This window comes from Haloarcula sp. Atlit-47R (genome assembly GCF_003665985.1).
Lineage (GTDB): Archaea > Halobacteriota > Halobacteria > Halobacteriales > Haloarculaceae > Haloarcula > Haloarcula taiwanensis.
Genome location: NZ_QPLQ01000001.1, coordinates 560,846 through 574,543, shown reverse-complemented (window position 1 = coordinate 574,543; position 13,698 = coordinate 560,846). Strand labels below are relative to the sequence as shown.

Annotated in this window: 13 protein-coding genes and 1 pseudogene; 7 read left to right on the top strand and 7 right to left on the bottom strand. The window is 56.8% G+C overall.

Translation table 11 applies throughout. The features are described 5' to 3' along the window. Window positions 1-73: 73 nt before the first annotated feature. From DVK00_RS02990 to DVK00_RS02970, 5 genes and pseudogenes are all read left to right on the top strand, one after another. Window positions 74-2,539 carry a DUF5059 domain-containing protein gene (locus DVK00_RS02990; protein ID WP_101350807.1) on the top strand — a complete coding sequence of 822 codons (2,466 nt, stop codon included), beginning with the start codon at window positions 74-76 and terminating at the stop codon, window positions 2,537-2,539. Between the two features lie 439 nt (window positions 2,540-2,978). After that, window positions 2,979-3,329 (top strand): annotated as a pseudogene (nth, locus tag DVK00_RS02985) (endonuclease III domain-containing protein); the annotation flags it as partial. A gap of 48 nt (window positions 3,330-3,377) precedes the next feature. Continuing rightward, on the top strand, window positions 3,378-4,004 hold the full coding sequence (locus tag DVK00_RS02980; RefSeq protein ID WP_121577245.1) for a hypothetical protein: 627 nt from the start codon (window positions 3,378-3,380) through the stop codon (window positions 4,002-4,004). Then, window positions 4,001-5,020 carry a tyrosine-type recombinase/integrase gene (locus DVK00_RS02975; protein ID WP_121577244.1) on the top strand — a complete coding sequence of 340 codons (1,020 nt, stop codon included), beginning with the start codon at window positions 4,001-4,003 and terminating at the stop codon, window positions 5,018-5,020. The genes DVK00_RS02980 and DVK00_RS02975 overlap by 4 nt, the downstream gene beginning before the upstream one ends. A 132-nt stretch (window positions 5,021-5,152) precedes the next feature. Continuing rightward, on the top strand, window positions 5,153-6,562 hold the full coding sequence (locus DVK00_RS02970; RefSeq protein WP_121577243.1) for a restriction endonuclease: 1,410 nt from the start codon (window positions 5,153-5,155) through the stop codon (window positions 6,560-6,562). Here DVK00_RS02970 and DVK00_RS02965 read toward each other — a convergent pair. Both DVK00_RS02965 and DVK00_RS21955 read right to left on the bottom strand, forming a co-directional pair. Then, window positions 6,559-7,689, bottom strand: coding sequence for a site-specific DNA-methyltransferase (locus DVK00_RS02965; protein ID WP_121577242.1), 1,131 nt, complete (start codon window positions 7,687-7,689; stop codon window positions 6,559-6,561). The two genes, DVK00_RS02970 and DVK00_RS02965, sit on opposite strands and share 4 nt — an antisense overlap. 178 nt (window positions 7,690-7,867) lie before the next feature. Continuing rightward, complete coding sequence (locus tag DVK00_RS21955; RefSeq protein ID WP_233560749.1) at window positions 7,868-8,020, bottom strand: hypothetical protein; 153 nt, start codon at window positions 8,018-8,020, stop codon at window positions 7,868-7,870. Between DVK00_RS21955 and DVK00_RS22435 the strand changes: the two genes are divergently transcribed. Further along, on the top strand, window positions 7,997-8,140 hold the full coding sequence (locus tag DVK00_RS22435; protein WP_394345571.1) for a hypothetical protein: 144 nt from the start codon (window positions 7,997-7,999) through the stop codon (window positions 8,138-8,140). The two genes, DVK00_RS21955 and DVK00_RS22435, sit on opposite strands and share 24 nt — an antisense overlap. A gap of 47 nt (window positions 8,141-8,187) precedes the next feature. Here DVK00_RS22435 and DVK00_RS02955 read toward each other — a convergent pair whose 3' ends face one another. From DVK00_RS02955 to DVK00_RS02935, 5 genes are all read right to left on the bottom strand, one after another. After that, window positions 8,188-9,276, bottom strand: a complete 1,089-nt coding sequence (locus DVK00_RS02955) for a hypothetical protein (RefSeq protein WP_121577240.1) — start codon at window positions 9,274-9,276, stop codon at window positions 8,188-8,190. A gap of 1,522 nt (window positions 9,277-10,798) precedes the next feature. Then, window positions 10,799-11,083, bottom strand: a complete 285-nt coding sequence (locus DVK00_RS02950; protein WP_121577239.1) for a hypothetical protein — start codon at window positions 11,081-11,083, stop codon at window positions 10,799-10,801. Further along, window positions 11,076-11,321, bottom strand: coding sequence for a hypothetical protein (locus DVK00_RS02945; RefSeq protein WP_147435867.1), 246 nt, complete (start codon window positions 11,319-11,321; stop codon window positions 11,076-11,078). The genes DVK00_RS02950 and DVK00_RS02945 overlap by 8 nt, the downstream gene beginning before the upstream one ends. A gap of 59 nt (window positions 11,322-11,380) precedes the next feature. Continuing rightward, window positions 11,381-11,890, bottom strand: coding sequence for a hypothetical protein (locus tag DVK00_RS02940; RefSeq protein WP_121577237.1), 510 nt, complete (start codon window positions 11,888-11,890; stop codon window positions 11,381-11,383). 49 nt (window positions 11,891-11,939) lie between these two features. Then, complete coding sequence (locus DVK00_RS02935) at window positions 11,940-12,686, bottom strand: recombinase family protein (RefSeq protein WP_121577236.1); 747 nt, start codon at window positions 12,684-12,686, stop codon at window positions 11,940-11,942. 457 nt (window positions 12,687-13,143) lie between these two features. On the opposite strand from DVK00_RS02935, the gene DVK00_RS02930 reads away from it, so the two are divergent. Next, window positions 13,144-13,695, top strand: coding sequence for a hypothetical protein (locus DVK00_RS02930; RefSeq protein WP_121577235.1), 552 nt, complete (start codon window positions 13,144-13,146; stop codon window positions 13,693-13,695). Window positions 13,696-13,698 lie beyond the last annotated feature (3 nt).

The following is a 13,698-nucleotide window of genomic DNA, read 5'->3' as shown; positions in this document are numbered from 1 at the left end:
CATTACTGCTCGTGGTTTAGGGGCGCCAAAATATCGGTGGTGTTAAGTCTTTTAGGTCACCCTAATCATCTGTATGCCACAGAGACGTGACTTGCTGAAGACAGTGGGGATCGCTGCGACGGGACTGCTTGCCGGGTGTCCCAGCCAGGGGTCGTCAGAATCGAACACGGCGGCGAACACCGAAACGACAGCACAGGAAGCGACCGCAGGCACAGACAGTAGCGGCGAAAGCGGCGTTTCGGTCGGGCCGATGACCGCTGTCGCGACTGAGTGGAATGTCTATCGGGCGCGGCTGTACGATGCTGTCGCGCTGGGCCGGGCCGGTGCGCCCGGTGCCGGGGCGACCATCGCACAGAACATCTTCGCCCGCTTCGAGGGCGCGTCCGGTGAGTACGGTGCCCACGAACAGCTTGAATCTACGTCCAAGGCAGCATACGAGGGGTTCGAAGAGGCACTCGGCGCGGTCCAGTCGTCGCTGTCTGAGAGCGACGTGTCCGGAGCCGCGTCGGCCGCCAACGAGGCGTCAGGCCACCTCCAGACGGCCCAGCAGGCCGCTGCCGGACAGCGGGCTACCAGAGTGCTGGACCTGCTCTTGCTGGGCAGCCGGGCGAGCAATGCCGCCATGGCCGGGACCCTGGGCGCTTTCGAGGGGGCCGCCACTATCGCGGAGGAGACGATGACCGCGTTCGAGGACGCACTGGTCTACAGTCAGATTGAGGAGGCGGACGCGGAGTCGTACGAAGCCTTCGAGAGCGCACTGGCTGGCATCAGTTCCGCTGCGGGTAGTGAAGACGCGAGCGGTGTCACCGAACAGGCCCGTGCCGCGCTCGATGCGACCGTTTCGGGCGCGTATGCGCTGGCTCAGGAGGAGTCAGTCGCCGGCGCGGGCCACCTCGCAACGATGCAGGCCCGCGGCTGGGACGCGGCCGCGCTCGCCGCAGGCGGTGGTGCCGGGGCTGACTACGCCCACGCGACGACGCTGAACACGTACCGGGCTCGTGTCCACGACGCTGGGTGGCTGGCCCGTGCCGGGGAGCTGGACACCGCGGCGACGATGGTCGAGGACGTGTTCGCTCACTTCGAAAGTGCGGCCGCCCACGACGCCCTCGAAGAGGCGGACGGCGAGGCCTACGAAGCGTTCGAGTCCGGTCTGTCGGACCTCTCGTCGGCCATCGAGAATGAGAACACCGAGGGCGTCGCGTCGGCTGTCGAGACCGTCGACACCAACCTCGTCGCCGGCATCGAGGCGCTGGCCGGGGGCAACGCGCCGGTCCTCCAGTCGGGCTTCTTCAGAGCCCGCTTCGCCGACGCACGCGAACTGTACCGCCAGGGCAAGGCGAGCCGGGCGGCGACGCTCGTTTCGGACCTCTTCGGCCGGTTCGAGAAGAACCAGCTGGACTTCCACGAGACGCTGGAGGAGACCAGCGAGGACCTCTATCACCGCTTCGAGGAAGAGCACCTGGCGGGGCTCCAGTCGGCCTACGAGAACGGCGAGGACGACGCGGTCGGCACCCATCACGACGGTGTCCTCGCGGCGCTGCTGGAGTTCGAGTCGGCTCACAGCGCCGCCGTTGCCAGCGGGTCCGGCGCGACATACATGGCCGGCCTGACATTCGACGCGGCGGCGACAAGCACGCTCGGGAACGCCGACCGCGCGGCGTCGACTGCTCAGGAGGCGCTTGCGTTCTTCGAATCTGGGGCCGCCGGCTACCACGAGGCGCTGGAAGAAGCGAATGAGGACCTGTATCACCGCTTTGAGGACGAAGCGCTCGGGGGCGTCATCTCCGCTGCGAACGATGGTGGCGACGTGTACGCGGCTGCGAAGACGTTCTACGGCGCGGCCATCGAATCGGTGACGGCCGTCGTCGGGTCGAGCAGCGGCGAGACCGGTGCCGCGGCCGCGAGCATCGTCAGCGACGTGTTCGCGACCTTCGAGAACGCCGCGGTACACGACAAACTCGAGAACGCGGACGCGGCGGCGTACGAAGGCTACGAGGCCGCGCTGAACGACTATGTCGCCGGCCTGGAGAGCGGGTCGACCGACGGCGCGACCGCGTTCGCAGACGCCGCCCGAACTGCGGCCTTCGCCGTCGTCGGCGCTGTCGACAGCGCCCCGAGCGGTTCCAGCGGCCACGGCGGCGAGGCGTCCGAGGAAACCGAATCGTCACTGTCCGGCGGCCCGAACGTCGTTGAAGGCGTTCCAGAGGATGCCGACCACGTCGTTGACATGCAGGCCGTGGCGTTCAATCCAGAGGAACTCACCGTCAGCGTCGGCGACAAGGTCGCCTGGAAACACGCCGGTGGCGAGGCACACAACGTCGTCGCATACGAAGAGGAACTCCCGGAGGATGCGACCTACTGGGCCTCCGGCGGGTTCGAAACCGAGTCGGCCGCACGCGAGGGCTGGGAGAACGGTAAGGGGGCTGTTCAGTCCGGCCAGAGCTACGTTCACACGTTCGAAACGGCCGGCGAGCACGGCTACTTCTGTGTACCACACGAGGCCGCGGGGATGGTTGGCACCGTCGTCGTCGAGGAATAACTGACACCTTTTTTTGGTCCGCCTAGAAACCGATGGCTTTTTGTGTTTTAGGGTAGCCTAAATAATTGTATGCCGGACGAACAGGCCACATCGAGGCGGGATATCTGTCGCCGTAGCGAGTCGGGTACTGCCGTCCCTGTCGTCCGCGCAAACGCCGCCCGACGGGAGGTGAGAGCCCAGGCCGTGCCCGCAGACTGACCTGTCAGTCTCGACCATCTTTCGCGGCGACGACCACCGTGGGCATAGCCCGTCGCCGCGCGCCACGAGCTTTTCGTGTCTGTCCCGTGGGCGTCTCGCCCCAAGGACGCCCCATTTCAGGTCCTTTACTGTGGACCACGCTGGAACACCGATTCTTCCTAGCGACCGGTGTCCGACGAATCTGAACTGGTCCCGGAATTTCGGGACAGGCGTTTTGGGTTCGCCAGCCCTGACATCGACTATGAGCGACGAGGAACCAGCGGAGAACATCAGCGGTGGGGCCGCTGGCGGCGGTCGGTCGGCCACGTTCGACCCGGAGACGGCGGGCACGCGGGCCGAAGCCGTCGTGGACCGCCTCGGCGACCTGTACTGGCAGAAGACCTACGGCGGCCAGGACGCCTTCGAATGTCTCGTCCGAACGATACTCAGCCAGAACACCTCCGACAAGGCAAGTCAGCCCGCTCACGACGAGCTGATGGCGCGGTACAGGGACGAGTCGGACGACGGGGACCTCGCCCGCACGCTGGCCGACGCCGACCAGCCCGAACTCGCCGAAACCATCTCCTCGGCCGGACTCTACAACCAGAAAGCATACGAATAGTAAAGAAACCTTATTGACGGTATAGCGGGACGTTCACTCATGCCGGAATCAACACAAGTGAACGTCAAACTCCCTCTCAAAATGAAGAGGGACTGGGAAGACTACATCGAGGAATCAGATGAAGCAACCAGTCTCTCCCACCTCATTCGACTCTCTGTTCAACGCGAGATAAGCGACGAGAACCGTGGGCCGACCATCGACGGCCTCGACCTCGACGACGCCACCATCGACGTAGACATCGACGGTGTTCACGACCGACTCGACGAGATGCAGGACGTACTCGACGAAGTGCGAAGCACCGTCTCATCGATGGAGTCCGGCCAAATCGCGGACCCCGAACAAATCGAAGCAATCACCGAACGCATGTACGACACCATGCCCCGCAGAAGCCTCGACCCTCTCGGCGGCGGCGTCGAGATGCAACCTCACGAGGTCGCTCAAGAGCTTTTGGAGTCGGCACGGCAGACAATGGAAGGGCAAGGCTGGGGCATCGACGACATGGCCGAGCGCCAGAACTTCGACTACGGTCTCCTCTCTGTCTACAAAGCGCACTACAGCGTCGGGAACTACGAGATAGAACAAGCAATAGAGCGCGTCCAGCAGTATAGTGAACGCATCCACGTCGTCCGCGACTTCGAACACACCATCATCTTCGAGGCAGAATGAAGAACGTCACTCGCGACAAGTTCGACCACGAGATCGTTTTCGACTTCTGCGACCACTACAACGGAAGACGTGCCAGCGGCACAATCACCGGATACAGATGGTCGGCTCGCAACTTCGTCGACTGGCTGGAAGACGAAGGCATCGAACTCACGAATGTCACATGGAAGGAAATAGACGACTTCATCGCCTCAATAACGGACATCTACCCGGATTCAACCGTTAAAACCCGATACAACCACCTGCGCACGTTCATCAAGTGGTTGAACACCTACCACGGGTACTACGACGACCTCGCGGTGCTTCCCATCGATAACGACAAGTTCGCCATCACGGAGCATATTACACGGGGGAGCACGGCCAAAAAGGAAGCAACAGGCAACAGCGAGGGGGTCGTATTCCTGCGCCCGTCAGAGTACAAAACCATGCTCCAGCACGTCCCTGCGCCCAAATTCCGTAACGAGTTGATTCTGAAGATGCTTTGGGGTCTCGGACTCCGGAATAAAGAGCTTACACACCTCAAAATCGCGCCTGAAACCCCTCACCTCGACAAGTACGGCAGTATTGACTTCAAGCAACAAGAAATCTCCGTGCCTGCCGTGAAGACCGACAACCCTCGTGACCTATGGTTCCAAGATAGCATCGGCATCCCGCTCCGACGATGGATCGAGTCAGAACGGCAGGCAGTCTTTCATGCGGACGATTCCGAGTACTTGTTCCCCACTCGTTCAAGCACTCGAATCAGCAAAAAGCGCGTCACTAAAATAGTGTCTCAAGCCGCCGAGAACGCCGGTATACAGTCCGTTATGTTCACCGATGCGAAAGGAGTCGAACGAAAGCGCATATCGCCGCACGCCTTTCGTCACGGATTTGCTGTGCAGCACGTTCGGAATGGCACTAACATCAAAGTTCTGAAAGATTTGCTTGGGCACGAGGACATCTCAACGACTCAAATCTACCTGCAGTTCGATAAAGCGACACGAAAGGAAGCCATGCACCGGAACGCCCCCGAAGTATAGATCGGCTCAGTCCATCCCAAAATCGAACTTCCACACCCGGTTGACCGTACACGTCCCGTCACCTTTCTCACGGTCGAAATCTCGGACGAAAGTACTATGCAGCCGTGATACTCACTTTTTGACCAGTTACTAATGGCACGCAAGGATACGGACCTACCCTTTGGCGACGCTTTCTCCCCCGGCTCTCTCGTGCTTGACGATGAAGTTCAGCTACCACTCGTACTTGAACTCGTTAAGAAGCACGAACGGAACGTAGACGCCTTCACACAAGAGATCGCTGACATCTTCTATCCGGACTCACCCAACCCGCTGACTCAAGCTAAGAACGTCCCTCTCGCGCTCGGCGCGGGAGACAAGGACGGATACGAACTCGTCACCGACGATTTCGAGTTCACCGACATCGGTCAGGAACTCTACGACCTCAGAAACGACGAAGACGAACTGTACGACCGCTTGGCCAAGCACATCCTCAAAAACCTTCACGGTCGGAAGATCGTTGACATCATCCGTGACCTCATCGCTGCTGGGGAGAAGACCACTACAAAGAACATCGCCCGACAATTGGACCGTGAGTACGACCTCTACTTGAAAGAGTCCAGCACGCATTGGAATCAGATGCGGGGCTGGTTAGCAGAAGCAGACCTCATCAACACTCGGACGTGGAAAATCAAGCTGAACGACGACAAGATAGACGAACTCCTCGGTGTTGACCGTGACACTCGGATCGATATTGACGGCCTCTCAGATGCACAATGGGCTTTCCTGACTACTCTTGTCAGACTAAACCCGGACGAACCCATACGGAACAACAAAGTCCGCGAATTGGCCGAAGACACCCACGGAATCTACCTTGACAGCAAGTCCAACACAGCGAAAGTACTGGACCCGCTGAAGGAACTCGGTCTCATCGACTACCAGCACACTGCCGACAATCCATCTAAACCGAGCGAAGTGTGGCTAACGGAGAAGGCTCGTGTTGAGGCGTTGGAACCCGTTCTTGAGGATACAGCAGACAGGACAGGTGTGCCTCGGGAAGTGCTTCGGATGTCCATCAGCGAAATACAGGACCAGATGGATTCCGACATGACCTTCCTCGCTGGCCGGGCGCTGGAAGCGTTGGCCATCAAGATCGGTCTCATGCTCGGGTTGGAGTTTGAGGCATGGCAAGAGCGTGGTGTCGAGTCCACGGGCGGCGCAGAGGTGGACGTAATCATGGACTCGAAAGGTGTGACGCTTGACCGGTGGCAGATTCAATGCAAAAACTACGGTAGCTCAAATCTGCGGACGAAGCACGTGGCCAAGGAAGTGGGTCTCTCCCGGATGTTGAATACCAACACCGTCCTAATGGTAACGACCTCGGACGTGGTGCTAGACGCCCGTCAGTTCGCTAACAAGGTGATGCAGAAAGAGAATCTCACTATCTTGTTCTTGACCGGTGACGAGATTGATCAAATCGAGACAGACCCACACAAGGTGAGTCGAGAACTGAAGCGACAAGCGCAGAAGGCCCGCGAAATCAAGCGTATAGAGGACAGCGACTAATCGGTGAGTTCGATTACGTCGTCGAAGCTTTGCTGATTGTCGTCCCGCTGAAGCTCTTCCATGGGGAGGAACCGGAGCTTGCTGCTTCTCAGGTACTTTTCTTGATACTCGAACGCCAGCCAGTCCCTGCCCATCTGCTCGGCGAGCCACCCGCTCATATTTGAGCCTGCAAAGATGTCGAGAACGAGATCGTCCTTCTCAGTCAAGAACTGGATGAAGAACTGCGGAAGGTCACGGGGGAATCGGGCGGGGTGCGGGTCAACACCGACCTCTTTGCAGGCGTTAAGATAGTGGGTGTTTGACGCGGTATTAGCTATCTTGAGAACGTTGTCCGGTATCTTGTCTTCGGGGAGTGTGAGTCGGGCAAGTTCATCAAGTTTGTCGACCTCGGCAGCCGACTGAATAAGTTCATCAGAGACACCAGCGTCATGCAATATATCAGAAAAGTCAGGTGCTATGTCCGGTGAGTCGACCATATCCCAGAAGTTCGGTCGGATAGCACCGTCTTCTTTCGGTTTGTCAAATTTGTCGCTAATATTGTGTTCAGACGGCCGCATCTTGTCCTTGTACCCATCCTCCATGAGCTTCTTCTGAGCGTCGCTGTATTCTTTCAGGACACGCTTGTTGTCCGCGTCAGGGCGTTCCGTCTTCGACAACCACCAGACGTGGTTGACGGCGTCTTTCAGGCGGATACGTTCAATTGTGACCCATTGGGCGGGTGTCGGGAGTTTGGCCGGGTTGTACCAGTACATCTCCTGCGCCAAGTGAAACGGACCGTCTTCGCCAACGAGGTCCATCAGAAGCTCGAAATGGTATGTAGAGCGTGTGGGAACGCCTTTAGTCCAACCTCCACCGATGTCGATGACCATGCTCCCGTCGTCGGCGAGAACGTCATACGCCTTTTCAGCGAACTCCATGAACCACTCGTTGTACTCCTCAGGCGACTCGTTCCCGTATGCCTTCTCGCGCCTGAGTGCAAACGGGGGCGAAGTGACGATGAGATCGACTTCCCCCTCGGGCAGTTCTTCAAGTAGCTCTCGACTATCCCCCTGATACGCAGCGCCCTTTCTGGTCGTGTAATAGGGCTGAGATTTCAGCAGATGTGTAACGTCGCTTTGTTCATCCATAGTTGATTCGGTAGGTTCCGTAGACCCGCTTATACCTGACATGCTTGCCCCCGGCATGTGAGAGTATCGTTTTGCCAGTTGAAATGCGAATGAGTGTACAGCATCCAAACTACGCCACGTAGGATGGCATAATAAAAGCTTTCACGGCCGCTCGCACCAGTCGAGAGGGACAGTACTTTCACCCCTCGTCTCCGAGTGTGAGTGTATGCCACGTCGGCGGGACCCTGACTCCGGTCAGTATTCCGAGGTTTATTCTGAACAGGTCGTAGTCGACGTACTCGAAGGGGATCGCCTCGGGACCTCCGAAGTGGCCAATGAACTCGGCTGTCACCGAACGACGGCACACGACCTACTCACACAAATGGAAGACAATGGGCTCGTCAAATCGAAACAAGTCGGTAGCACGCTGATGTGGAAGCTGGATACCCGTCAAGAACAGCCACCCGAATAGAACCCGTAGTAGGGCCAGTAGAAGCTAAAAAAGGGAAACCGCCGCGTTCACGCCGCCGCCTCAACCGGCGATTCATACTCGTTCTCGACGAACGCATCAAACACGGCCAAAGCATCCTTGTCCAACCCAGTCATATACCGGTTCTCAAGCAAAAACTCAACACGCTCGTGAGTGAGTTCCTTCGCCTTCTCGGCCACTCCGTCAGGCGTCCCTAACACCCGCCCAGACTCTTCGACGAACGACTGCATCCACTCAACCGGCTCGTGCAGAACGTCGCCGTTACGGTCTTCTCGGCCTTTCAGCGTGGCAACAGCGGTCGCCTTCCACACGTACGAGTTCTTCAGGTACTGCACTTCCTGCTCGGCCTCAGCGACCTTCGCCGCGTACTCTTCATCACTCCGGTCTTTAACGTCTTTAGCCCGGTCCTGAAGCACGTTGAACCGCTTTTTCACCTCGCGGATTTCATACGGGGCGAACTTATTCGGCATGGTCGGGTGCCACGACTCCAAATCATCGCGGAACTCGTTTAGTGACCCGAGCACGTCGTCCTCGTGCATGACCTGCTTAGTAGTGGCGTACATCGCTTCACCATTCTCGCCTTCCACGGTGTACATCCGGTAAAACTCGTACTCCCAGATTTGCTTGTGAATCTCCTCGTTCTCGACGAGGTGCTCGGGAGAGCCGAAAAATGTGCGGACGAAGTGCGTGACACGAGGTTTAGATACGTGCGCGTAGTCGTGGCGAAGCATAGCGGCCAACAGTTGGCGCTTTTGCGGGATGGAGTCCGGGATGGACTTACTCGGGTTCACGTGGTCCGGGTTGATTTCCGGTTCCTTGTGAGCCGCGCAAATGTCCCGTACTTCATCGGTGCTCAAGTACCCGTCGTACGTCTCGGGATCGTACTCGACCCCGTTAACGCTCGCGTCCGCGTGGTACTCGCCGAGCGCGTGGCGAAGTGCCTTTATCGGATCGTCAACCCCGTTAGGGTACTCGGCGAGGTTGTCAACTTCTGCGGTGAGTTCCAGTAGTTGACGACCTACTTCTGACTTGTTTGTATTCGTCTTGTCAACAAGACGCTCTACCTCCTCTTTGTGGGCCTCGTCGTACGAGACACTCCACGGAGTGGGTTTACTCATGTTAGGAGGTTAACACCCTCTACTTAAATGGGTTTGCTAAGAATGTGCTATTTTTATGAAACCGGATAACAAACGTAGCAGGCTTGAGAACCCCATAAACGCCTGTATAGTGTCTTCCATAGGGGGTAACCGTTTCTGAGTCTTCTCAAATTCTCACTCAAAACCCTCCCATGTCCGTGAGAGTCGCAAGGAATGTTGGCTGAACACGCCTCATAGACGAGTCTATGAAGATTATGAACGAATATCATAACTCACGTTCCTTGTGTAGACGCTTTCACAAAGCCGTGTAGACGCTTTCCGGGGAGAGCCGTGTCGGTAACCGTCTCTGACTCTTCTCACGCAGAAACGAAGGGTAGGGGGGTCACGTCAGAAGGGACACGTTGGAACAAACACGTCTTTTGTCTCAAAGATTCAACACAAAGGTTTGGTTGAAAAGATACAATACAGGAAAACACTTATAAGCCTACTCCTCTTAGATCACCGTAAGCCATACCTTTGTAGCAAGGAAGGAACGACTTGTCGTTCCGACGCCGCTACCCCTCCCCACCCCCACCCTTCTAATCTTAGCTTGAGAAGAGTCAGAGACGGCTTCTATTCCGGGAGAGCGTCAAAGCGTGTTATCGTTCGGGAGAGAGCGTGTACCGGCGGAAAGCGTGTTATGATATTCGTTCATAATCTTCATAGACTCGTCTATGAGGCGTGGAAGACGAGGAAAAGAAGGAGTTGGTGAGTGGGTTATGCTGGCGTGTCTGGTGCGGGGTACACGTCGATCCAATGTTCGCGTCCGCAGGTGGAGCATTGGGAGACTGTTTGTGTGATGGTGACGAGACGACCATCGCAGCCGTCGGTATGGCACTTGTGTCGTTCTTGTTCGACTCTGTGGGGCATGTTTAATTAGACGAGTCCAGCACTTAAAGTCGGCTCGCGGGGTTGCGGTTGGCGTGTGTTTCCGGTGGGTTGAGAGAGGGTTGGGTCGAGTGGTTTTTATTAATTCGGGTGATATGTTTTAATATGGCAGTTAAACGTTCGCGTGGGACCGACGAGCAGCCGGACGAGTGCCTGCATGTGACTGAGGATGGGTTTTGTGTGTTGGAGTGGATTCCGGCCCCGGACGGCCAGTTTCGGGTTCGTGGGCGACGGGTTGGTGAGTGACCCTACTACGGTCTGGTTGCACAGAGAAAGGCAGTTGAGTTTATCCGGGTTGAGCGTGTAACTTCGAGTGTCACCTGTCCGGTGGCACACACATTTTCTTGCTCGCCCTTGTGCCGGGAGGAACGTGCTCCCGGCCACCCCGAGTTCATGCAGGACTGGTCAGTATTGAGTATGAGTGTTTTGTCAGCCCCCAACCCCCGTGTGATACCGGGGGCGATGGCTGACAAAGATACGGCCATGTGGCCGCGTTCGTGTGTTGGGCGGGTGCAGTTTAATGATTGTGAAACCAACCCGTAGTAGGGTCAGAAGTAGGCGATGAACCAGCCGAGACCGAGACCGAGACCGAAGGCGAGAAAGAGCGTGAGCAGTGTCATTCGTCGTTTTTGTGGAGGTTTTCGAGTGCTTGTTCGGCTTCGGCGTCCATGTCGGACTCGTCGAAGTCTCCTTCGTAGTCTGCGGGGTCGCCGCCGAAGTGTCGTGCGTAGAATTCGCCTCGGGTCTCGTCCCGGTCTTCGTGAGCTTGTTTGAGTCGGCGGATAGCAGAGAGGGTTTCAGCGTCCGGGTCTTCGACTTCGACCTCGGTTTCCCAGTCAGAGGGCTCGCCGCCGAAATACTCGGCCAGCCACTCCGCGAAGGTTTCGGGTTCGTCAATCATTGTTCTCTGCTTGGAAGCGGTCGGTGACTTCTGCGGCGAGATGGTCGGCCTGAGTGCCTGAGCAGTTCACTACGATGAAAAAGTCGACGGGTTCGTCGACTCCATTGGAGAGCTTGGCGAATCGCTCGTACTGCTTTTGCTTTGCTTCCGGTAGGCTGTTGAGCATTTGTTCGGCTTCCTCACGTGTTTCAGGCGGGTTTTCGTGGGCTGTGCGCTGTTCTCGTAGCTTTCGCATCATCGGGTGCATGGTCGTGTGTTGTGACTGGTAGCCAAAATGGGTGTGTCCGGGATGGCTGCTCAGTCGTCGAGATTGTACGCTCGGATTTTGACGAGATCGGCCCCATCAAGGTCGTCACCGCCGAGACGCCATTCGATGTTTCCGGTGGACGGTTCCCTGCTTTCACCGAACTCGATCCCGGCTTTCTGCAGGTGCTTTCGGGCTTTCTGCAGGTGGAACTCGGCTCGTTCGTCGGTGTCGTGCATGATGAGTTTTGCGTCAAGGTCTACTGTTCGCTGGAACAGGTCGTACTGTTGGATGATGTGAGCGATTACTTCGCGGTGGTTGCTCGCTGAAGCGTATACGAGTTCTTCGTCTACGGTGTCGTTAGTGTAGACTCGTGTCCGTGTTTCGTGTGGGAATACGTCGGGTTGTGAGACGACTGTGTAGTGGTTTCGTGGTGTCGTGCTGGTTCCGACGGGGAACGCTTCTGGGAAGCCGAGGATGCTTTTGGGTGGGTTGGTGTCGAGTTCCTCGATGATGATGCTGTACTTGTCGAGGGCTTGTTCGGTCTCGTTGATGATGTCCATAGCTATGCGTCGGTGTGCCCCGGGAAAATGCGTGTGTGAGGTGGCTGCTCTATTCGTCGGGCCACACAGGGCCTCCGTTACCGATGAGTGCGCCGGACTGTGCGGCTCGCACACGCTCCGTGTTCGATATGATGCTTCGTACTTTTCCGTGGGTGATACCGACTCGTTCGGCGATTGAGCGCCCGCTGACGCCGTTCTCATGGTGGCGTAGGACTTCTTCAAGGTCCTCAAACTCGTCTTCATCAGGTACGAGGTACTGGTTCGACGAGTCGAGTCGGAAACCGTACGGTATGCCTCCCTGCCACCCGCCGCTGTCGAGTCGTTCGGTGACTGCGGCTTGTGCTCGTTCTCGTTCTCTCATTTTGGCTATATGCCCCATTCCGGCCTTCATAACGTCAAATATGGCGTTTTGGACTTGGTGGAGTCGGGCGGGTCCGCCTTCTTCGGTGACGTGCATCTCGACTCCAGAGGCTCGCAGGAGCAACAAGAGTTGGAGGCGGAGATCGAAGTCTCGTGCGAGTCGTGCTCGGTCGCGCACTATGATGGCGTCGAGTTCGTTGTTCTCGATCTTCTCCAACAGCGTTTGGTATTTTGCCCGGTCGCTGGTGAACCCGCTGGTTCGTTTGCCTTCGTTCAAGGTAGTGATGAGTGAGAGGTCTTCACGTTCTCGTGCGTACGTGCTGATGGAGTTCTTTTGCTCGGTCAACGTTCCTTCGCGGCCATCTTGGGAGAGTCGGACGTAGCCCCATGCTCGCTTAGGCTGTTCTTCACTCATCCTCTTCTTCAGGTAGTACATCGAACTCGACGGTGATTCGTCCTGCTTCGATGTCGTATGTCCATTGGGTCTCAATGTCGCGGTGCATGGGGAGTTGTGTCATGTTGAGTATCTCTCTGGGAATGGTGGTCGCGTAACTGTTCTGTCCTCGTTTCCAAACCTTCCGGTTGAATGTTAGTTTTCGGTCTGTCATTGGTTGTTTTCCGGGGGGTTTCCCTTATGTGTTATTTGGTGTGTTACATATTTAAAGGCAGGTGTGTTGTGTGGTGGGGTGGGGCGACCGGGGTACGTGACACACTCCAACCGTGAATCTCAGAACTCCACCCGCCTGTTCCTATGGTGGAATCAGCTCATCGGAAACGAGGAGTCCCCTGTTCGACCGTGTTTGGTAAGAGACCCTACTACGGATTGGTTGCAACTGGTCAAATACTAACACAAATGGGCCAATTGTTATTGGCCATCATTGATAAAATGACATATGAACATAGAAGACATCGAGTATTCCCATATTCTTGGCGTCTCAACGATTGAGACGCTCGGAGGTGAAAACAAGCGCATGGAAGTGGTTGAGGTTGATGGCGAAAATTTCGTTCTTGTTGAAGATGTCGGGGAAGACTATCCCGGTGCTAATCCGGTTAAAAAGAACCTGTTGAACATCCCAAAGAAACTTGCAGAGGTAGATGTGAACGCCCCTAAAGCGGTCAAGGTCGGTTCTGTGGTCGTGATGGAGTATGTAGACGGTGAGCAATTGCTGTTTACCGATAGAGACTACGACGAAGAAGAGTTTAAACGGGTTGCTGGTGCGATGCTTGGAACCGGGAATGCTGACGCATCTCGGCTGAATATACTGGTTGATTCTGATAATGAGTTATGGGCTGTCGACCATGACCGCGCTGGAGTGACTAAGTGGGATGTCGTTGTCCGTGATTTCAAGGAGATTACTCGGATGGGTCAGACCCCCGGCTTAGACGAGTCTATTGGCAATGACATTCTTGACTACGGTAGACAGTATTGGGATGAGTTCCGCTAAAAA